General features: G+C 61.3%; 18 protein-coding genes. 8 read left to right on the top strand and 10 right to left on the bottom strand.

Going from position 1 to position 18,706, the window contains the following annotated elements:
• Positions 1-46 precede the first annotated feature (46 nt).
• The 3 genes from argC to rplM form a co-directional block, all read right to left on the bottom strand.
• The gene (gene argC / locus CBW66_RS24435; protein WP_086139774.1) at positions 47-1,084 is read right to left on the bottom strand and encodes an N-acetyl-gamma-glutamyl-phosphate reductase; all 1,038 of its coding nucleotides are present in this window, start codon (positions 1,082-1,084) and stop codon (positions 47-49) included.
• 169 nt (positions 1,085-1,253) lie between these two features.
• Positions 1,254-1,646 (bottom strand): 30S ribosomal protein S9, encoded by a 393-nt coding sequence (gene rpsI / locus CBW66_RS24430; protein ID WP_010393285.1) that lies wholly within the window; start codon positions 1,644-1,646, stop codon positions 1,254-1,256.
• A 9-nt stretch (positions 1,647-1,655) separates the two neighbouring features.
• The gene (gene rplM, locus CBW66_RS24425; protein WP_010393282.1) at positions 1,656-2,084 is read right to left on the bottom strand and encodes a 50S ribosomal protein L13; all 429 of its coding nucleotides are present in this window, start codon (positions 2,082-2,084) and stop codon (positions 1,656-1,658) included.
• 224 nt (positions 2,085-2,308) lie between these two features.
• Here rplM and CBW66_RS24420 point away from each other — a divergent pair, with 224 nt between their 5' ends.
• Entirely contained in the window at positions 2,309-2,731 is a 423-nt protein-coding gene (locus CBW66_RS24420; RefSeq protein ID WP_086139773.1) for an OsmC family protein, read from the top strand.
• Between the two features lie 119 nt (positions 2,732-2,850).
• Here CBW66_RS24420 and coq7 read toward each other — a convergent pair whose 3' ends face one another.
• Positions 2,851-3,495: a 2-polyprenyl-3-methyl-6-methoxy-1,4-benzoquinone monooxygenase gene (coq7, locus tag CBW66_RS24415; RefSeq protein WP_086139772.1), complete on the bottom strand. Its 645-nt coding sequence runs from the start codon at positions 3,493-3,495 to the stop codon at positions 2,851-2,853.
• An 86-nt stretch (positions 3,496-3,581) separates the two neighbouring features.
• A complete protein-coding gene (locus tag CBW66_RS24410) occupies positions 3,582-4,013 on the bottom strand; it encodes a hypothetical protein (protein ID WP_086139771.1) in 432 nt (143 codons plus the stop codon).
• A gap of 148 nt (positions 4,014-4,161) precedes the next feature.
• Here CBW66_RS24410 and CBW66_RS24405 point away from each other — a divergent pair, with 148 nt between their 5' ends.
• From CBW66_RS24405 to CBW66_RS24390, 4 genes are all read left to right on the top strand, one after another.
• Entirely contained in the window at positions 4,162-4,941 is a 780-nt protein-coding gene (locus CBW66_RS24405) for an ATP-binding cassette domain-containing protein (protein ID WP_086139770.1), read from the top strand.
• Between the two features lie 3 nt (positions 4,942-4,944).
• On the top strand, positions 4,945-6,141 hold the full coding sequence (locus tag CBW66_RS24400) for an ABC transporter permease (protein ID WP_086139769.1): 1,197 nt from the start codon (positions 4,945-4,947) through the stop codon (positions 6,139-6,141).
• A 182-nt stretch (positions 6,142-6,323) separates the two neighbouring features.
• Complete coding sequence (locus tag CBW66_RS24395) at positions 6,324-7,217, top strand: ABC transporter ATP-binding protein (RefSeq protein ID WP_046683456.1); 894 nt, start codon at positions 6,324-6,326, stop codon at positions 7,215-7,217.
• Positions 7,218-7,227: 10 nt separating this feature from the next.
• Positions 7,228-10,806, top strand: a complete 3,579-nt coding sequence (locus CBW66_RS24390; RefSeq protein WP_086139815.1) for a M1 family aminopeptidase — start codon at positions 7,228-7,230, stop codon at positions 10,804-10,806.
• Positions 10,807-10,865: 59 nt separating this feature from the next.
• On the opposite strand, the gene CBW66_RS24385 is transcribed toward CBW66_RS24390, so the two are convergent.
• The 4 genes from CBW66_RS24385 to CBW66_RS24370 all read right to left on the bottom strand — a co-directional run bounded on the left by CBW66_RS24385 (position 10,866) and on the right by CBW66_RS24370 (position 14,647).
• Positions 10,866-11,249 carry a hypothetical protein gene (locus tag CBW66_RS24385; RefSeq protein WP_086139768.1) on the bottom strand — a complete coding sequence of 128 codons (384 nt, stop codon included), beginning with the start codon at positions 11,247-11,249 and terminating at the stop codon, positions 10,866-10,868.
• Between the two features lie 178 nt (positions 11,250-11,427).
• On the bottom strand, positions 11,428-12,891 hold the full coding sequence (locus CBW66_RS24380; protein WP_086139767.1) for a catalase: 1,464 nt from the start codon (positions 12,889-12,891) through the stop codon (positions 11,428-11,430).
• A 93-nt stretch (positions 12,892-12,984) separates the two neighbouring features.
• Complete coding sequence (locus CBW66_RS24375; protein WP_086139766.1) at positions 12,985-13,641, bottom strand: DsbA family protein; 657 nt, start codon at positions 13,639-13,641, stop codon at positions 12,985-12,987.
• Positions 13,642-13,777: 136 nt separating this feature from the next.
• Entirely contained in the window at positions 13,778-14,647 is an 870-nt protein-coding gene (locus tag CBW66_RS24370; protein WP_170932930.1) for an MBL fold metallo-hydrolase, read from the bottom strand.
• A 251-nt stretch (positions 14,648-14,898) separates the two neighbouring features.
• Here CBW66_RS24370 and CBW66_RS24365 point away from each other — a divergent pair, with 251 nt between their 5' ends.
• The 3 genes from CBW66_RS24365 (at position 14,899) to CBW66_RS24355 (ending at position 18,541) form a co-directional block, all read left to right on the top strand.
• Entirely contained in the window at positions 14,899-16,299 is a 1,401-nt protein-coding gene (locus CBW66_RS24365) for an alkaline phosphatase (protein ID WP_086139813.1), read from the top strand.
• Between the two features lie 29 nt (positions 16,300-16,328).
• Positions 16,329-17,741: an alkaline phosphatase gene (locus CBW66_RS24360; RefSeq protein WP_139841734.1), complete on the top strand. Its 1,413-nt coding sequence runs from the start codon at positions 16,329-16,331 to the stop codon at positions 17,739-17,741.
• 74 nt (positions 17,742-17,815) lie between these two features.
• Positions 17,816-18,541, top strand: a complete 726-nt coding sequence (locus tag CBW66_RS24355) for a hypothetical protein (RefSeq protein WP_086139765.1) — start codon at positions 17,816-17,818, stop codon at positions 18,539-18,541.
• Between the two features lie 47 nt (positions 18,542-18,588).
• On the opposite strand, the gene CBW66_RS24350 is transcribed toward CBW66_RS24355, so the two are convergent.
• Positions 18,589-18,706 (bottom strand): integrase core domain-containing protein (locus tag CBW66_RS24350; RefSeq protein WP_139841733.1); only part of this gene is annotated, 118 nt, incomplete at its 5' end.

The following is an 18,706-nucleotide window of genomic DNA, read 5'->3' as shown; positions in this document are numbered from 1 at the left end:
GTCCGGCAAAAAGGCGCCGGCCCCGCGCAAACGCCTGTGCCTATATTTAAGGCATCACGGCGATGTGTTGCAAACCGGCCGTTTCTTTCAAACCAAACATCAAGTTCATGCACTGCACGGCCTGGCCAGAAGCGCCCTTGACCAGGTTATCCTGCACCACCAGCACGATGACGGTATTGCCGCCTTCGGGACGGTGCAAGGCCAGGCGCAGCATGTTCGAGCCGCGCGTGGAACGGGTTTCCGGATGCGAGCCGAATGGCATCACGTCGACGAAAGGCTCGTCCTTGTATTGCGTTTCGAACAAGGCTTGCAGCTCTTCATTGCTGATATCCTTGTTCAGCTGCGCGTACAGGGTCGAATGCATGCCGCGGATCATTGGCACCAGGTGCGGCGTGAAGGTCAGCGCCACTTTCTCATCCGTGAAACGCTGCAATTGCGCCGTCGTTTCCGGCAGGTGGCGGTGGCCGGCCACGCCATAGGCCTTGAAGCTGTCGCTGCTTTCCGAGAACAGGATGCCGATTTCCGCCTTGCGGCCGGCGCCGGACACGCCCGACTTGCAGTCGGCGATCAAGCCGCCCGCATTGACGAGGCCCGCCTTGAGCAGCGGGTAAAAGCCCAGCTGCATGGTGGTCGGGTAGCAACCGGGGTTGGCGATCAGCCTGGCCTGCTTGATGTCTTCGCGGTTCAGTTCAGGCAAACCATACACGGCTTGTTCGATCAGCTCGGGGGCCGTGTGGGGAATCTTGTACCACTGCTCGAACTTGGCCTGGTCTTTCAGGCGGAAGTCGGCGGCCAGGTCGATGACTTTCACGCCGGCGGCCAGCAGGGCGGGAGCTTGCGCCATGGCAACACCATGCGGCGTGGCGAAAAACACCACGTCGCACTGTTCCAGATTCGCCTTGTCCGGCGAGGAAAAAGCCAGGTTCACGTGGCCACGCAGGGAAGGATACATGTCAGCAACGGGCAAGCCATCTTCCTTGCGCGAGGTAATCGCCGTCAACTCGACATCTGGATGGGTAGCGAGCAAGCGCAGCAATTCCACGCCCGTGTATCCAGTGCCGCCGACGATGCCAACTTTGATCATGTTCTTTCCTTGTGTATAGATTGCATAAAGATAAAGGGAAACGCTACCCCTACGGGTTTTCCGCGTATTTTACAGCGCAACGGCGCATCCCGCTGAAATGCAAAAAAGCCGCGGGACCGAAGTCCAGCGGCTTTTCGACCAGCACCAAAAAGGTGCTGTAGCGTAAGAATTAACGCTTCGAGAATTGCTTTGCGCGACGTGCTTTGCGCAGACCAACTTTTTTACGCTCGACTTCACGTGCATCGCGGGTCACGAAGCCAGCTTTCGCCAGTTCCGGTTTCAGCGCTGCATCGTAGTCGATCAGAGCGCGGGTGATGCCGTGACGAACTGCACCAGCCTGGCCCGACTCACCGCCGCCATGGACGTTGACTTTGATGTCGAAACGCTCGACATTGCCGGTCAGTTCCAGAGGTTGACGGATGACCATCAGACCCGTTTCGCGCGAAAAGTATTCGTTTGCTGGTTTGCCGTTAACAACGATCAAGCCTGTGCCAACTTTGATAAAAACCCGAGCCACTGCACTTTTGCGACGGCCGGTTCCATAATTGTAATTACCGATCATGTCAGTTCCTTAGAGAACAAGTGCTTTAGGTTGCTGAGCAGCGTGCGGATGGGAACCTTCCGCGTACACTTTCAGCTTCTTGATCATTGCGTAGCCGAGTGGGCCTTTAGGCAGCATGCCTTTGACCGCTTTCTCAAGCGCGCGACCTGGAAAACGCTGTTGCATTTTCTGGAAGTTGGTTTCGTAGATGCCGCCTGGATAGCCAGAGTGACGGTAGTAAATTTTCTCAGTAGCTTTGGTACCGGTCACACGCAGTTTGCCTGCGTTGATGACGACGATGAAGTCGCCGGTATCGACGTGAGGAGTAAATTCTGGTTTGTGTTTGCCGCGCAGTCGGAGTGCCACTTCGCTGGCAACACGTCCGAGGACTTTGTCCGTCGCGTCAACCACGAACCAATCGCGCTGGACTTCATGTCCTTTAGCGGAAAATGTTTTCATGTTGACTTCCTAATAGATTACACGCTCAAATGGTGGTTCCGACTATGTTGCTGTACGGACTCTGCCTTATTTACTTTTCCTGAGCGAACGGAAAGCCGACAAGTATAAGCGGCTTTGCCCTGCCGCGTCAAGCCGCGATGCAGACCGGCTACGGGCTGGCGGCCCGCACATGGATGGGCATTCCTCTATTACAATACAAAACGCTTACAAATTCGGAGAGTACGATGGAATGCAAAGTCAGCTGGAATGGCCCGTCGGGCATGAGTTTTCGGGCAGAAACGGGTTCCGGCCACCTGGTGACCATGGATGGCGCACCCGATGGCGGCGGCCACAACCTGGCGCCGCGCCCCATGGAAATGGTCTTGCTGGGCACGGGCGGCTGCACCGCCTATGACGTGGTGCTGATCCTCAAACGCGGGCGCGAAGACATCAAAGGCTGCGAAGTGACCCTGAAGGCCGAGCGCGCCGACACCGACCCGAAGGTGTTTACCAAGATCCACTTCCACTTTACCGTGCGGGGCAAGGCCCTGAAACCGACGGCCGTGGAACGGGCCGTTTCATTGTCGCATGACAAATATTGCTCGGCGTCGATCATGCTGGCGAAAACCGCCGAAATCACCCACTCGTTCGACATCATCGAGGAGTGAAGTAGGTCGGATTAGCGGGGCAAGGCCCCGCGTAATCCGACAACACCGCAGGCGCCAACAATGTTGTCGGCTTACGCGCCACGCGCTAAGCCGACCTACGTCGACCTACTCCTGATCCGCTAGATGTAATACGCGGTTTTTGTCATCACTTTACCCATGATGCCCATCAGCGCCTTCACGGGCGCCGGGGTGTCGATGGCGCCCAGTCGCTGGGCGGCGGCGCCGTGTTCCACTTCGTCGATGGCCATCTGCTTGACGATGGCGCGCGACTTGGCATCCTGCGGCGGCAATGCCTGCAGATGGCTGGCCAGGTGCGCTTCCACCTGGCGTTCCGTTTCCACCACAAAACCCAGGCTGCGGCCGTCGCCCATGCGCGCGGCGATGGTGCCCAGCGCAAACGAACCCGCATACCACAGGGGATTGAGCAGGCTCAGACGCGAGCCCAGCTCCGTCAGGCGCTGCGCCGTCCAGGCAAGATGGTCTTCCTCTTCGCGTCCCGCCTCGTCGAACTGGGCGCGGATGGCCGGGCTGTGCGCATAGCGCGCCTGCGAGTTGTACAGAGCTTGCGCGCACACTTCGCCCACATGGTTGACGCGCATTAAGCCGGCGCTGTGACGCTGCTCGGCCGGGCTCAGCTCCGCATCGGGCGCATGCGCGGCCGGCGTGGGGCGCGAGGCCGAAGCCACGCCCGCGATGACGCGCAAGGCCTTGTCGGCGCCAACAATCAAACGATCCAGGGGGTCAAAATGGCGGTTCGCGGTCATCGTGGGCTATTCATGTAAGGGAAAACATGAATTATAGGATGATAGCGGCCAGCCGTCCCCACGCCGTGCGCGGGGCGAACGGGGCTTTATTGACCTGTGCGCGCTTTTTCCTGCTCGATCCAGTCCACCACGGGGCCGACGGCATCGAGTCCGGACAGGCTTTTCGCCACGCCCAGGTTCAGTGAAACAAGAAAAGAAATGCTGTCGACAGGGATGTCCGGGCAGTGTTCGGCAAACGCGGCCAGAAAACGCGGCGATTGCAGCACGCGCAAGACTTTCTCGCCGCTCATGAATTGCAGCACGCTGGCGATGCTGTGCCCGCCACCTATCGAGTGGTAGATAAAACGGTTGTACTTCGCGTCGATCTGCTTGAAATCGAGGGTTTCCTCCGTCATCAGACCGGCCAGGTAGTACAGTCCCAGGCTGACGCGGAAGAAACCGATGGCTTCGGCACTGGTCATGCCGGCACGCGCCACGGCCAATACCTTGTCCTGCATCGCCTGATCGATCGTTTGCATTGCGCTCTCCCGCGCCGTCCGCCGGCGCCCACCGGGCCAGCTTGCATGAAGATGCTGTTTTTTTCAATAGACCAAACGATATTTCCACCTTGCAAGTTACATTTTTTGCATGCTACTCTCGTTGTTCACCGTTGAATGGATGAAACACATGATAGAGGTCAAGCACCTGGCAAAACGTTTCCGCATGCCACCCCACAAGGGCAAGGGCGTGCACGTCAGCGATCCGCGCGAACATGAGGGCTGGTTCCACGCCGTGCGCGACGTCAGTTTCAGCTGCGCCCCCGGCGAAGTGCTGGGCTTGCTGGGCCCGAATGGCGCCGGCAAAACGACCACCCTGCGCCTGCTGTCGACGGCCTTGCAGGCCGATGCGGGCAGCGCCCTCGTCAATGGCGTCGATGTGCTGCGCCAGCCGCTGGTGGCGCGCCAGAGCATCGGTTTCCTGTCCGGTTCGACGGGCTTGTACGGCCGCCTGACGGCGCGCGAGAACGTGGAATACTTTGGCCGCCTGCATGGCATGTCGGCCGACAAGCTGAAACGCCGCTGCGATGAACTGTTTGCCCTGCTGCACATGGAGGAATACGGCGGCAAGCGGGCCGATCAGTTGTCGACGGGCATGAAACAGAAGTGCGCGATCGCCCGCACCGTCGTGCACGAGCCGCAAGTGGTCATCCTCGACGAGCCGACCACGGGCCTGGACGTGATGTCGGCCAAGATCCTGCTCGACTTCATCGCCAGCTACAAGGCGCTGCGCGTGCCGCTGATCTTTTCCACGCACCACCTGCACGAGGTGGAAAAGCTGTGCGACCGCGTCTGCATCATCAACCGCGGCACCACCGCCTTCAATGGCACGGTCGACGAACTGCGCCACCTGGGCGGCAGTACCGATCTGTACGACGCCTTTGTCAGCGTCATCAACCAGGGAGCCTGAGCCATGTGGACCATTTATCTGAAAGAGTTGCTGGAACTCACGCGCGACCGCAAGACGCTGATTTTCACCATCCTCATCCCCATCTTTGCCATGCCGCTGATCTTTGGCGGCTTCGCTTATGTTTCAAGCAATATGTTCAAGAACGCGAAAACGGCGGAACTGCGCTACGCGCTGTTCGGCAAGGACCATTCGCCGGGCCTGAGCGCGCGGTTTGCGCAGCAGCACAACCTGCGCGAAGTGCCGCTGGCCAGCGAGGCGGACATCCGCCGCGCCATCGGCGACGACACCATCAAGTTTGCCGTCGTCATCCCGCCGCATTTTGAGCAATCGCTGAAGCAGCAGGCGCAAGCCAAGGTGACCCTGCACTACAACAGCGCCAGCTCGGTGGACGTGACGCACCAGCGCGTGCACGAGATCGTCGACGCCTACAACGCCAGCCTGCGCGAAGGAGCCTTGTCCGCCCTGAAGCTGAGCCCTGCCCAGCTGGCCTATGCGCTCAATCCCATCGTGCTAGACAAACAATCGACGGCCAACGAGCGCGAACAGATGGGTGCAATCATCGGCGGCATGGTGCCGTATCTGCTGCTGATGGTGTGCCTGACGGCAGCCATGTATCCGGCCATCGACCTGGGCGCCGGCGAAAAGGAACGGGGCACGCTGGAAACCCTGCTGCTGGCGCCCGTGCCGCGCAGCGCCATCGTGCTGGCCAAGTTCCTCGTGCTGTTTACGGTGGGCATGACCTCCGCCGTGCTGATGGTCGGCAGCATGGGCGTCCTGCTGGCCATCTTCGGCAGCTCGCTGGAAGGCCACATGGCCATCCTCGTGCACAGCATCGGCTTGCCCGACCTGGCCATGGTGACCCTGATGCTGGTGCCGACGGCCGCCATCTTCGCCTCGCTGCTGCTGTCGATCTCGATCTACGCGAAGAGCTACAAGGAGGCGGCCGGCATGATCACGCCGCTGATGCTGTTTGTCATCCTGCCCACGGTGACGGCCATGTTGCCCGGCGTCGAGCTGAACTGGATGTGGGCCATGGTGCCGCTGACGAACGTGTCGCTGGCCATGAAGGAACTGGTGAAAGGCACCATGGATTACCGCATGTTCGGCGTGATCCTGGCCTCGACGACGGTGATCGCCGGCGCGCTGCTGATGCTGTGCCGCTGGTGGTTTAACCGGGAATCGGTTTTATTCCGTAACTGACACTCTCATGGTACGGCCGAAAAGACCAGGACCGGCCCGCCATCCGCCCTCGCCAACTGCACTCTGGGCACGCGAAAATGCCGTGTATCGCATGCAACTGCCCAGTGCGTCTTAAATTCAATACAATGCCAGCATAGAGTAGCCCTGTCGCATCGGGCAGCAACGCATGAGTTAGGAGTTGTATGGAATTGCAGATCCGCAAATTGTCGAAGACCTACGCGAATGGCGTGGTGGCGCTGGACAATGTTTCGCTGACGATACCGCCCGGGATGTTTGGCTTGCTGGGCCCGAATGGCGCCGGCAAGTCGACCCTGATGCGCACCCTGGCCACCTTGCAGGAATGCGATTCCGGCTCCATCTTCTTCGGCGACTACGACGTACTCGACGACAAGGACGAAATCCGCCGCATGCTGGGCTACCTGCCGCAAGACTTCGGCCTGTACCCGAAAGTGACGGCTTACGAACTGCTCGACCACTTCGCCATGTTAAAAGGGCTGTCGCAGCGGGCGCGCCGGCGCGAAGTCGTCGATGGACTCTTGCAGCAAACCAATCTGTTCGACGTGCGCCACCAGCGTCTGGGCGGCTTTTCGGGCGGCATGCGCCAGCGCTTCGGCATCGCGCAAGCCCTGCTGGGCGACCCGAAACTGATCATCGTCGACGAGCCGACGGCCGGCCTCGACCCGCAGGAGAGAGTCCGCTTCCATAATCTGCTGTCCGACATCGGCGAAGACAAGACGGTGATCCTGTCGACGCATATCGTATCCGACGTGGCCGACCTGTGCGCCAACATGGCCATCATCAACAAGGGCCATTTACTGCTGTGCGGCAAGACCCAGGAACTGATCGACGAAGTCAGCTGCAAGATCTGGGCGCGCTTCGTCGACAAGAAAGAACTGGCCAGCTTCCAGCAGCGCCACGCCGTCATTTCCACGCGCCTGCTGTCGGGCCGCACCCTGATCCACGTCTACAGCGACGACGACCCGGGCGATGGCTTCGAGGAAGCCATCGGCGACCTGGAAGACCTGTATTTCGCCACCATTGCCGGGCGCCACCGCGTCGCCCCGCAGTGCGACTGAGGGGACGGCCATGTTTGCCATCGCCCGCTTTGAAGCGCGACAGCGGCTCAAGCTGCTGTCGACCTGGGTGTATTTCGCCATGTTCCTGGCGCTGGCCATGCTGTGGATGGCGGCCGCCGGCGGCGTCTTCAAGGAAGCGAGCATCAGTTTCGGCGGCAAGTTCCTGATCAACGCCCCCCGTTCGCTGGCGTTCACGTGCAGCGTGCTGGGCTGCTTCGGTGCCGTGGTGGTGGCCGCCATGATGGGCCGTTCGGTGCAGCAGGACTTCGAATACGGCATGCAGCATTTCTTCTTCAGCGCGCCGATCAAAAAGTACCAGTACGTCTTCGGCCGCTTCCTTGGCGCCTACCTGGTGCTGGCCGTGGTGTTTTCCAGTATCGTGATCGGCGCCTGGCTGGGCGCCTGGCTGCCCGGCATCGACCCGGAACGGCTGGGGCCGCAACGGGCGCTGGCCTACCTGATGCCGTATGTGTTTACCCTGCTGCCCAATCTGTTCATCTTCGGCGCCATCTTCTTCGTCATCGCGGCCCTGACGCGGCGCATGCTGCCCGTGTACATCAGCTCGGTAGTCATGCTGATCGGCTACCTGGTGGCGCCGTCGCTGGCGCGCGATCTCGACTACAAGACCCTGGCCGCCCTGATCGATCCCTTCGGCACCACGGCGCTGATACGCCTGACGGAATACTGGCCGAACGCGGAACGCAACACGCGCCTGGTGAGCCTGGAGGGCGTGTACCTGCTGAACCGCGCCATCTGGTCCGGCTTCGCCCTTGTGGCCTTGCTGCTCGGCTACTGGCGCTTCCACTTCCACGCGACGACGGACGCGGGCGCCACCCGGCGCCGCAGCGAGGGCGAGGCGCCGCAGCGCCTGTCGAACGCCTCCCTATCCACGCAGGAAACACCGGACTTCGCGCAACGCAACCTGGCCGTCCTGCTCCTCAAGATGAGCTGGCTGAACCTGCGCGAAACCATCAAGAACATCTATTTCGTCGTCATCGTGCTGGCCGGCGTACTGACCATGTATGCAGGCGCGCTGGACATGGGTTCCATGTACGGCACGAATACCTATCCCGTGACGGAAAAGGTGCTGGACATGGTCAGCGCCTCGTTCGCCCTGTTCATGCTGATCATTACCACCTTCTACGCGGGCGAGCTGGTATGGCGCGAACGGGAAGCGGGCACGCATCTGATGCTTGACGCCCTGCCCGTGCCGAACTGGCTGCCCCTGCTGTCGAAACTGTGTGCGCTGGTCGGCCTGCAAGCCTTGCTGAGCCTGGTCATCATGCTGTGCGGCATGTCGATTCAGGTCTTCAAGGGCTATTACCGCCTCGACCCCGGCCTGTACGTGGAATCGCTGTTCCTGTCGCACCTGCCCTACTATGCGCTGGTCGCCGTGCTGGCCATCTTCGTGCAGGTGCTGATCAATCAGAAATACCTGGCGTATTTCGCCATGATTCTGTACCACATCGCCAGCATCAGCTTTTCCTCGCTGGGCCTGGGCGACCCGCTGCTGCTGTATGGCAGCACGCCGGAGGTCGTGTATTCGGCCATGAACGGCGCCGGCCACTTTGTGTTGCGCGAGCGCTGGTACTTGCTGTACTGGAGCGGCGCGGCCGTCATGCTGACGGTGCTGTCGCTGCTGTTCTGGCCCCGCGGCGCGCAGGACAGCTGGCGCATCCGCCTGCGCCTGGCGCGCCACGGCCTCACGCATGGCGTGCTGGCCAGCTTTGCCGGCGGCGCCCTGATCTTCGTCGGCGCCGGCGGCGTGCTGTTCTACGTTTTCCACGTGGCCAACGATTATCAGTCCGAATTTTCGCGCGATGCGGACCGCGCCAGCATCGAGCGCCAGTACCGCAAGTTTGCCGCCACGCCACAGCCGAGAATCACCGACGTGAAACTCGACGTGGCCATCTACCCGGCGCAGCGCACCCTGGCCGTCACGGGCCGCTATCTGCTGCAAAACAAGACCAGCCAGCCGATCAGCCACATTTTTGTGCAGCAAGACCCGACCGCCACCATGCGCCTGCGTTTTGATACGCGCGTGCATCCCGGCCTCGATGACGGCAAGCTGGGCTTTTACAGCTACCGCCTGGCCGCGCCGCTGGCGCCGGGCGCCACCCTGGGCCTCGATTTCGACATCCGCTACGCGCCGCGCGGCATCTTCGGCCTGGGCCAGGATACGCCCGTGGTGGCCAACGGCACTTTCTTCACGAATGCCGTGCTGCCGCACATCGGTTACCAGCCGCAGCTGGAATTGACGGACCCGCGCGACCGCAAGAAACACGGCTTGCCCGCGCGCGAACGGGCCTTGCCGCGCGACGATGCAAAGGGATTGGCCGACAACTATGTCAGCAACGACGCCGACCGCATCAACTTCGACGCCACCGTCAGCACCGTCGACGGCCAGACGGCCATCGCGCCGGGCATGCTGGACAACGACTGGATCGCCAAGGGCCGCCATTACTTCCATTACACGATGGACCAGCCGATTTTGAATTTCTACGCGTTCCAGTCGGCCCGCTACGCCGTCAGGCACGAGCGCTGGCAAGACGTGGCCATCGACGTGTACTACCATCCTGGCCATGAATACAACCTCGAGCGTTTCGTGCGCGGCAGCAAGGAAGCGCTGGAGTACTACACGAAGAACTTCGGCCCCTACCAGCACAAGATCCTGCGCATCGTCGAATTCCCCCGCTACGCCACGTTTGCGCAATCGTTCCCGAACACGATACCGTACTCGGAAGGCCTGGGTTTTATTGCCAAGGTGGACGACAAGAACCCGAAGGACATCGACTATCCTTTCTACATCACGGCGCATGAAGTGGCGCACCAGTGGTGGGCGCATCAACTGGTGGGCGGCAATACGCGGGGCGCCACCGTGCTCAGCGAAACCCTGGCTGAATATTCGGCCCTGATGGTCATGAAGAAAACCGCAGGACCGGCGAAGATGCGCAGGTTCCTGCGCTATGACCTGAATCAATACCTGATGGGGCGCAGCGAGGAACGCAAGAAGGAATTGCCGCTGGCCGAGAATGAAAACCAGGCCTACATCCACTATCACAAGGGCAGCCTGGCCATGTACTTGCTGCAGGACATCATCGGCGAAGACAAGGTCAACGGCGTGCTGCGCGAGCTGCTCAAGACCTACGGCCAGAAAGGCCCGCCGTATGCGAGCGTGACGGCGCTGGTCCAGGGTTTGCGCCAGGTCACGCCGCCCGAGCAGGCTTACCTGATCGACGACCTGTTCGAGAAAATCGTGCTGTTCGACAACCGCGCCCTGTCGGCCACGGCCACGAAACGCAGCGATGGCAAATACGCCGTCACCATCAAGGTGCAGGCCAGCAAATTGACGGCCGGCGAACAGGGCGAGGAACACGACGCACCGCTGCATGACTGGATCGAGATCGGCGTCGATGACGCGAATGGCCATCCGCTGCTGCGCGAACGCCTGCGCATGACAGCCCGCGAGGCGCGCTACACCGTCATCGTCGGCAGCCGGCCCGGCAAGGCGGGCATCGATCCGGACAACAAGCTGATCGACCGCAAGCCCGATGACAATATGGTCACCGTCGAGCTCGACGAACCGTGACGAAAAATGGCCACCCGTTTCAATGATGGGCGGCCATTTTTTTGCGTGTCACATGGGAATCAGGCTGCGACGCAGCGCGTCACCAGGCTCAGGCTGATGCCCATTTCCGTCAGGTGCTGCATGTCGGCCAGGCTCAAGTCGAGCGGCGCGTCGACCGTATCGTCGCCATTCAGCTCCAGTTGCAGCTCGGCCACGATGCGCGGCATGGTGAACGTCACGCCGCGCGAACGGCATTCGGCCAGGTAGCTGCGTATGCGCGAGGGCAACACTTGCGATTTCGGCGCTTGCGCGATGAGCACGTCGAAGCCGGAATCGAGATGCACGCGATTCGCGCCCTTCGCCTCGCCCTTGCGCCATTGCCGCTCCGGATCGGTAGGCAAGACTTCGAGGATGGATTTGAGCGTGGGGTCATCCCCATGCACGCACAGCTTTGCCATATTCATATTGCAAGACTTTCTAGTCAGGACGCCGCCAGGAAGGCGGCGCGATCATCAGACCGACAAGTCTACGCATGGAAGGCAAATATGTCCATACGGCAATATTTTGCATCAAGCTCTAATAAGCTCTCATTTGTGCTGCATCAAACAGGCGGAACGAGCTTATTCCGCCTGCCACACACGCTTACAGTACCGCGCCGCGTGCCTGCAAGGCGGCCCGCACGCCGGCGCCATAGGCGGGATCGGCCTGGTCGAAGTGAGCGAGCTGGCGCTGCAAGGTTTCCGGCCGCACCTGACTCAACGGTCCTGCCAGGTTGTCGAACAGGTTTTGCCTGGCCTGGGCCGACATCAGGCGGAACAGATTGCCGGCCTGCGTGTAATCGTCTTCCACGCCGCGTCCATCGTAGCGGGCCGCACCGCCAGCCAGCGCCAGCGGCGGTTCGCCATGGCCCAGCCCTTGCGGCTGCGTGCCTGCCGCCGTCACGTTCGCGTAATTCTGCGCCGCGCTGCCATTGTGGATCGCCATGCCGCCATCGCGCTGCTGGTTATGGAAGGGGCAGCGGGCCGCATTCACGGGCAGATGCTGGTGGTTCGTGCCGACCCGGTACAGCTGGGCGTCGTGGTAGGCGAACAAGCGGCCTTGCAGCATCTTGTCCGGCGAGTAGCCCATGCCGGGCACGGCGTTGGCCGGCGAAAAGGCCGCTTGCTCGACTTCCGCGTGGTAATTGTCCGGATTGCGGTTCAGCTCGAAAATACCGACGGGCAACAGCGGGAAGTCCGCGTGCGGCCACACTTTCGTCAGGTCGAACGGGTTCCAGCCCGTACGCTGCTCCCATGCATCGAGCTGCTCCTGCGTCGCCACCTGCAGCTTGACTTCCCACTGGGGAAAGTCGCCGCGCGCGATGGCGCCGAACAGGTCGCGCTGGGCGTAGTCCGGGTCGCTACCCGCCAGGCGGCCCGCCTCCGCCGCAGGCAAATTCTTGATGCCCTGGCGCGTCTTGAAGTGCCATTTCACGTACACGCGCTGGCCGTCGGCATTGATCAGGCTATACGTGTGGCTGCCGAAGCCATCCATGTGGCGGTAGCCGTCCGGAGTGCCGCGGTCCGAGAACAGCATGGTGACCTGGTGCAGGCTTTCCGGCGCATGGCTCCAGAAATCGAACATCATCTCGGCCAATTTCAGATTGCTTTGCGGATCGCGCTTTTGCGTATGGACAAAGTCGGGAAACTTGATCGGGTCCTTGATGAAGAACATCGGCGTGTTGTTGCCGACCAAATCCCAGTTGCCCTCTTCCGTATAAAAACGCACGGCAAAGCCGCGCGGGTCGCGTTCCGTGTCTGCACTGCCGCGTTCGCCGCCGACGGTGGAAAAGCGGGCGAAGGTGGCCGTCTGCTTGCCCACTTCGCTGAACAGCCTGGCCTTGGTGTAGCGCGAGATGTCGTGCGTGACGGTAAAGGTGCCGTAGGCGCCCGAGCCTTTGGCGTGCACCACGCGCTCGGGGATGCGCTCGCGGTTGAAATGCTGGAGTTTTTCGATCAGGTGGAAGTCTTGCAGCAGCAGGGGGCCGCGGGGACCCGCGCTGAGGGAATTCTGGTTGTCGGCGACGGGGATGCCCGAGGCGGTACTGAATGGCGGCTGTTGGCTCATGACTGCTTTTCCTTCGTTGTTGACTAATGGAACCAGTGTAACGAGGTCAACAATAAAGGAAAAGCTAATTGATTTTATCGAACCGATAGCTATTTACAATGCACAGCCGTGGGCATCACACACGCCGCCCAGTTGCGCCTGCAGCTTCGCCGGCTGGCCCAGGAACGCTCCGATATCGATCACGGACAGCTTGCCACTGCCATCGTCGAGCACGAACGTGGGAAAGCCCTGCCCGCCCACCTGCGCCAGCAAGGCACGGCTGGCGTCGATGTGCCCTTGCGTGACGGCGCCCGCTTGCCGTGCATACGCGGTCTGGAATGCTGTCCCATCCATGCCCAGCTCTTGCGCCAAGGACACCAACACGGTCACATCGGCGATGCGCAAGCCGTCCACGTAATGGGCGCGCTGCACGCGCTGCAGCATGTCCAGGCCCTTGCCGGCCAGCGCTTCGGCCGCCAGGATGGCCGTGATCGGCGGTTCGGAATCCATCATGGCCGTCGTATCGTTCAGCAAACCGTTGATATAAGCGTCGCCGAAGGGCTGGCCCGACATTTGCTCGATGCGCCGGTCATGCGGCAGCACATAGCCGCGCCATGCGGGCGTGATCTGGCGGCGATTGCTGCCCGTCATCATGCCGCCGCCGTGGAAGGCCACCGTCAGGCCGGGCACGGCGCGCGCCGCCTCGACCAGCGGCGCGGCGCCGTAGCACCAGCCGCACAGCGGGTCGAAAATGTAATGCAGGGTGGGCATGACTCTATCCTTTATAAAACTGAAACAGATGACTTGCAAAAACCGTAGCGAGCGGCGCTAGTTCTGGCAGAGAAGCGCAACTGTGCTAGAGCACAGTGAGCATCGCAGGCCGGAAATCGCGTCGCGCAGTAGGTTTTTACCATTTCATTTCGCCTTTGGCCACTTTGGCGCTCGTTTCCAGCGCGCCATCAAGGCCAAGTTGCGGATAGTGCTGTTTCATGGCGGCGATCAGGGCGGCGGAATTGGCGGCCTTGGCCGTTTCCCCTTCAAACGTCACCAGGTAGTCGCGCGTAAAAGCGATGCTGTCGGGCGTCATGGACGAACCGACCTTGAAGTGGCCGGGCACGACGGTGACGGGTTTCAGCGCCGCGATGCCATCGAGCGTCTTGAGCCAGTCCTGGCGCGATTGTGCGCTTTGCGTATCGGCCGTCCACACGTGCAAGTTGCCAAACAGCACCACGCCGCCGACCACCGCCTTGATCGATGGAATCCACACATAGGTGCGCGCTGGCGTCGGGCCGGCGATATCGAGCGACTGGCCTTCCAGGCTGATGCGCTTGCCTTTCAATGCTTCGGGAATGACGATGCCGTGCGGCGCATTGTCCTTCAGGATCGGGCCCCAGTAGGCGACCTTGGCATCGGCCTTGCGGCGGATCTCGGCCACCGTTTCCGGCGTGGCGACGATCTTTGCCTGCGGGAAGGCGGCCTTGATCACATCGAGGCCAAAGTAAAAATCAGGGTCGCTATGGCTGATGTACACGGTCGTCAGTTTCTTGCCGCTGGCGCGGATCTTTTCCACCAGCTTTTGCGCTTCGGCGCGCGAAAACTGCGCATCGATCAGCACGGCGTCATGCTTGCCCGCCACCAGCACGGAAGCGACGGGGAAAATCGCCGCTTCGCCCGGATTGAACACGTCCAGGGTCAGGGGGGCCGGAGCGGCGGCCGAGGCGGCGCCGGCGGCAAACAGGGTGGAAACAAGAACGCTGCTGATGGATTTGGAGAACATGATCTGCCTTCACAAGATGATTGGGATGACGGCATCTTACGTTGCTTTATTCGGTAGAAAAACCCGTTAAAACGCAATTGTTTGTTGCATATTTCGATTCAATCTCCGACCGTCGAAGACCAAATGGGCCACAGCGTCATGAGGGTGTCACATTGAATTGCTATCTTGCCAGCTCTTTCAAACCTAGCCGGATGAACCACATGACACGCAGAAAAATTTCCGTCGCTGGCTGCAGCGTCGCCATCACCCTGATGCTGGCCGCCTGCGGCAGCGATGCAAAAAAAGAAGAGGTAGTGGCTGAAGCGCCACCGAAAAACGTCATTTTCTTCCTCGGCGATGGCATGGGCCTGACCACCATGACGGCCGCGCGCATCTATTCGGTGGGCGAAGACGGCTCGCTGACCATGGACACCCTGCCGGAAACGGCCTTCGTGAAAACGTACTCGAACGACGCGCAAGTGACGGACAGCGCGCCATCGATGGCCGCCTACATGACCGGCGTCAAGATGAACAATGAAGTCATCTCGATGTCGGCCAACACGGTCGCCATCGATCCGGGCACGGATGCGAACGGCAACAAGCTGGTCAACAAATGCGGCACCGGCAACGGCACGCCCGCCACCACCCTGCTGGAATTGGCCAAGGCCAAGGGCTTTGCCGCCGGCGTCGTCAGCACGGCGCGCGTGACGCACGCCACGCCGGCCGCAACCTACTCGCACATCTGCCACCGCGACCTGGAAAACGATATCGCCGCGGCCCTGGTGCCAGGCGGCACGGGCTACAACAGCGCCCTGGGTACCACGGGCCTGGAAGTGGTCCTCGGCGGCGGCGCGCAATTCTTCACGCAATTCAAGGATGGCGGCAAGCGTTCCGACGGCCGCGACCTGATCGCCGAATTGAAAGCCAAAAGCTACACGGTCGCCAACAACGCCACCGACTTCAAGGCCGTCGATGCGGCCAAGACGGACCGTTTGTTCGGCGTGTTCACGTCCAGCCACATGAGCTACGACCTGGACCGCGACGCAGCGAAGGAACCTAGCCTGGCGGAAATGACCACCAAGGCCATGGACGTGCTGGCCAAGAACAAGAAGGGTTATTTCCTGATGGTCGAAGGCGGCCGCATCGACCATGCGCTGCACGAAACGACGGCCAAGAAAGCGCTGCAAGACACGGTCGCCTTCGACAACGCCATCAAGGCCGCCATCGAAAAAGCCAAGCTGACCGATCCGAGCCTGGCCAATACCCTGATCGTCGTCACGGCCGACCATGACCACACGCTGGTGCTGAACGGCTACGCCAAGCGCACGGGCAAGACGGCTGCAGGCAACCCTGGCGTGCTGGGCGTGGTGAAGAACTACGTGACCGGCGCGGTCGAGAAAGACCTCGATGGCGCACCGTATTCGATCATCGGCTTCGGCAATGGCGAAAACCGCACTCAATCGAGCCGCGCCGCCATGGCCAGCCTCGATGAAACCGTCACCAGCGCCAATAATTACCACCAGGAAGCGGTGATCCGCACCACGGCCGGCAATGAAACCCACGGCGGCACCGACGTCTTCCTGGGCGCCATCGGCAAGGGTTCGGAAACCTTCCTTGGCACCATCGAAAACACCAAAGTATTCGGCCTGGTCAAGACCGCCGGCGGTCTGTAATCCCCAAGAGACAAGAATTGGACAAGCACATGAAACTCGCATTGAAACCCGCCCTGAAACTCTCCTTGCTGACCACGCTCGTGGCCGCCAGCGTCGCCAACGGCGCCTACGCCGCCGACGCCAAGAACGTCATCTTCTTCCTCGGCGACGGCATGGGCCCGTCCGTCGTGACGGCGGCGCGCATCTACCAGTACAAGGAAGACGGCAGCCTGACGATGGACACGCTGGAGCGCACGGCGCGCATCAAGACGTTCTCGAACGATGCGCAAACGACCGACAGCGCGCCCTCGATGGCCGCCTACATGACCGGCGTCAAGATGAACAATGAAGTCATCTCGATGGCGCAGGACACCATTGCCAAGGAACCGAGCCGCGACGCCAACGGCAACCTGGGCGTGGACAATTGCCCGGCCGGCGGCAAGAGCGTGCCGACCATCCTGGAACTGGCGAAAGCCAAGGGCAAGGCCGTGGGCGCCATCACCACCACGGAACTGACGCACGCCACGCCGGCGACGACGTTCTCGCACATCTGCAACCGCAATGCGCAATACGCGATCGCTGCACAAACGGTGCCGGGCGGCACGGGCTACAACGCGGCCCTGGGCGACGGCGTCGACGTGCTGATGGGCGGCGGCCGCAACCACTTTACGCCTTGGTCGGCCAGCAACAAGTATGGCCGCGCCGATGGCCGCAACCTGTTGACGGAATTTGCCGCCAAGGGCTATACCGTGGCCGCGACGAAAGCGGAAATGGCCGCGGCGCAGAGCGGCAAGAAATTCATCGGCCTGTACAGCACCCGCAGCCACCTGGAATATGAACTGGACCGCACCGCCACACCGCCGCTGGGCGAAGGCGCGACCCAGCCTAGCCTGTCGGAAATGACGCTGAAAGCCATCGACTTGCTGTCGAAAAACGCGAACGGCTACTTCCTGATGGTCGAAGGCGGCCGCATCGACCACGCCTTGCACGGCATCAACGCCAAGCGCGCGCTGACGGACACCATCGCCTTCGACGACGCCATCAAAGTGGCCATCGCCAAGATCAAGGAAACCGATCCGAAGCTGGAAAATACCCTGATCGTCGTCACGGCCGACCATGACCACACCCTGGCGTTCAACGGCTATGGCAAGCGCGGCAACCATATCCTCGACATCAACCGCGGCTACAAGGATAACCAGCCAAGCAAGGATGCGGACGGCAATACCTACACCACCCTGGTGTTCGGCAATGGCCCGAACCGCCCTGACCTGCGCAGCAACGTCGACAGCGCCACGGCCCTGAAAGACAACTACCTGCAAGAAACAGGCGTGCGCCTGGCCAGCGAAACCCACGGCGGCGGCGACGTCAAGCTGCTGGCCACGGGCGCCGGCGCGAAGTCCTTCAAGGGCACCCTGGACAACACCAAGGTGTTCGACTTGCTGAAGGCGGCCTTCGGCTTCTGATCCACATCAACACGGTAACCCCACCGGGGCGGATGGCGTAGGCCCTCCGCCCCTCTGCACGTAAAGGCAACACCATGAAATCGTCCCTGATCGCCGTCCTGCTGGCCGCCGGCTTTGCCGCCAGCGCCCAAGCCGCTCCCGCCACGCATTCCGCCCCTGCCGACCTGGACCTGGGCATCACCTATTACAGCCGCGTCCTGACGCCGGAAGGCGTGACGCGCGAAAGCCGCTACGAAGAAAAGATGCTGCGCCGCCCCGGCCACGTGTGGGTCGAGCGCGTGCTGGCGCCATCGACGGACGCGCATGCCGGTCACAAGCATGGCGAAAACACCAAGGTGGCCCTGAAAGCCACGCAGCATGAACACAAGCACTTCAATCCCGTGCTGATCCCGCGCCACGTGATGCTGGAAAAGAACACGGTGCGCGTGGAATACATCGATGCGCATGACAAGATCGTCGTCTCGATTCCCAAAGCCGAATACGACAACGTCAATTTCGACGGTTCCTGGGAAAACAGTTTTTACCTGCTGGACCCGAAACTGGTGGCCGCCATGCCGCTGTCGAAACAGGCATCGAGCGTGACGGGCGCGCGCTGGCGCGAAGTGGAAAAAAATGGCGTGTTCCAGCGCATCCTGTGGGATGAACAAAAGCAGATTCCCCTGATCATCGAAAGCGGCGACCGCGCGAATACCTTCTATCGCCGGGTCGACGTCAAGCCGCAGCCGACCGTCAGCAAGGCGCAGCCGTGGGCGAACTTGCAGAATTACGCGCAGCGCGAATACTCGGACTACCTGGACTAAGCGCCAAGTAAAATCGGGTGTCCAGTCCTAAAATAGGTTGACAGTATTTATTGCTGTAAAAACGCCCGATGCACCGCATCGGGCGTTTTGTATTTCAGCGCCGTATGCGGCCGTTCCTGGTTATAGATCCGCACCGATTGCGCCACCATTTTGCTCGCCTGTTTC

It is taken from the genome of Janthinobacterium sp. GW456P (assembly GCF_002127655.1).
Lineage (GTDB): Bacteria > Pseudomonadota > Gammaproteobacteria > Burkholderiales > Burkholderiaceae_D > Janthinobacterium.
Note: the sequence above shows the minus strand (reverse complement) of the source record. Positions and strands in the feature narration are given on the sequence as shown.

What these genes read in the sequence shown, in the direction of transcription:
- CBW66_RS24400 (WP_086139769.1), top strand. Translation starts at nt 4,945, where the DNA reads ATGTGGACCATTTATCTGAAAGAGTTGCTGGAACTCACGCGCGACCGC.
- CBW66_RS24360 (WP_139841734.1), top strand. Translation starts at nt 16,329, where the DNA reads ATGAAACTCGCATTGAAACCCGCCCTGAAACTCTCCTTGCTGACCACG.
- CBW66_RS24380 (WP_086139767.1), bottom strand. Translation starts at nt 12,891, where the DNA reads ATGAGCCAACAGCCGCCATTCAGTACCGCCTCGGGCATCCCCGTCGCC.
- CBW66_RS24385 (WP_086139768.1), bottom strand. Translation starts at nt 11,249, where the DNA reads ATGAATATGGCAAAGCTGTGCGTGCATGGGGATGACCCCACGCTCAAA.
- CBW66_RS24390 (WP_086139815.1), top strand. Translation starts at nt 7,228, where the DNA reads ATGTTTGCCATCGCCCGCTTTGAAGCGCGACAGCGGCTCAAGCTGCTG.
- rplM (WP_010393282.1), bottom strand. Translation starts at nt 2,084, where the DNA reads ATGAAAACATTTTCCGCTAAAGGACATGAAGTCCAGCGCGATTGGTTC.
- CBW66_RS24395 (WP_046683456.1), top strand. Translation starts at nt 6,324, where the DNA reads ATGGAATTGCAGATCCGCAAATTGTCGAAGACCTACGCGAATGGCGTG.
- rpsI (WP_010393285.1), bottom strand. Translation starts at nt 1,646, where the DNA reads ATGATCGGTAATTACAATTATGGAACCGGCCGTCGCAAAAGTGCAGTG.
- CBW66_RS24370 (WP_170932930.1), bottom strand. Translation starts at nt 14,647, where the DNA reads ATGTTCTCCAAATCCATCAGCAGCGTTCTTGTTTCCACCCTGTTTGCC.
- CBW66_RS24405 (WP_086139770.1), top strand. Translation starts at nt 4,162, where the DNA reads ATGATAGAGGTCAAGCACCTGGCAAAACGTTTCCGCATGCCACCCCAC.
- CBW66_RS24355 (WP_086139765.1), top strand. Translation starts at nt 17,816, where the DNA reads ATGAAATCGTCCCTGATCGCCGTCCTGCTGGCCGCCGGCTTTGCCGCC.
- argC (WP_086139774.1), bottom strand. Translation starts at nt 1,084, where the DNA reads ATGATCAAAGTTGGCATCGTCGGCGGCACTGGATACACGGGCGTGGAA.
- CBW66_RS24420 (WP_086139773.1), top strand. Translation starts at nt 2,309, where the DNA reads ATGGAATGCAAAGTCAGCTGGAATGGCCCGTCGGGCATGAGTTTTCGG.
- CBW66_RS24410 (WP_086139771.1), bottom strand. Translation starts at nt 4,013, where the DNA reads ATGCAAACGATCGATCAGGCGATGCAGGACAAGGTATTGGCCGTGGCG.
- CBW66_RS24365 (WP_086139813.1), top strand. Translation starts at nt 14,899, where the DNA reads ATGCTGGCCGCCTGCGGCAGCGATGCAAAAAAAGAAGAGGTAGTGGCT.
- coq7 (WP_086139772.1), bottom strand. Translation starts at nt 3,495, where the DNA reads ATGACCGCGAACCGCCATTTTGACCCCCTGGATCGTTTGATTGTTGGC.
- CBW66_RS24375 (WP_086139766.1), bottom strand. Translation starts at nt 13,641, where the DNA reads ATGCCCACCCTGCATTACATTTTCGACCCGCTGTGCGGCTGGTGCTAC.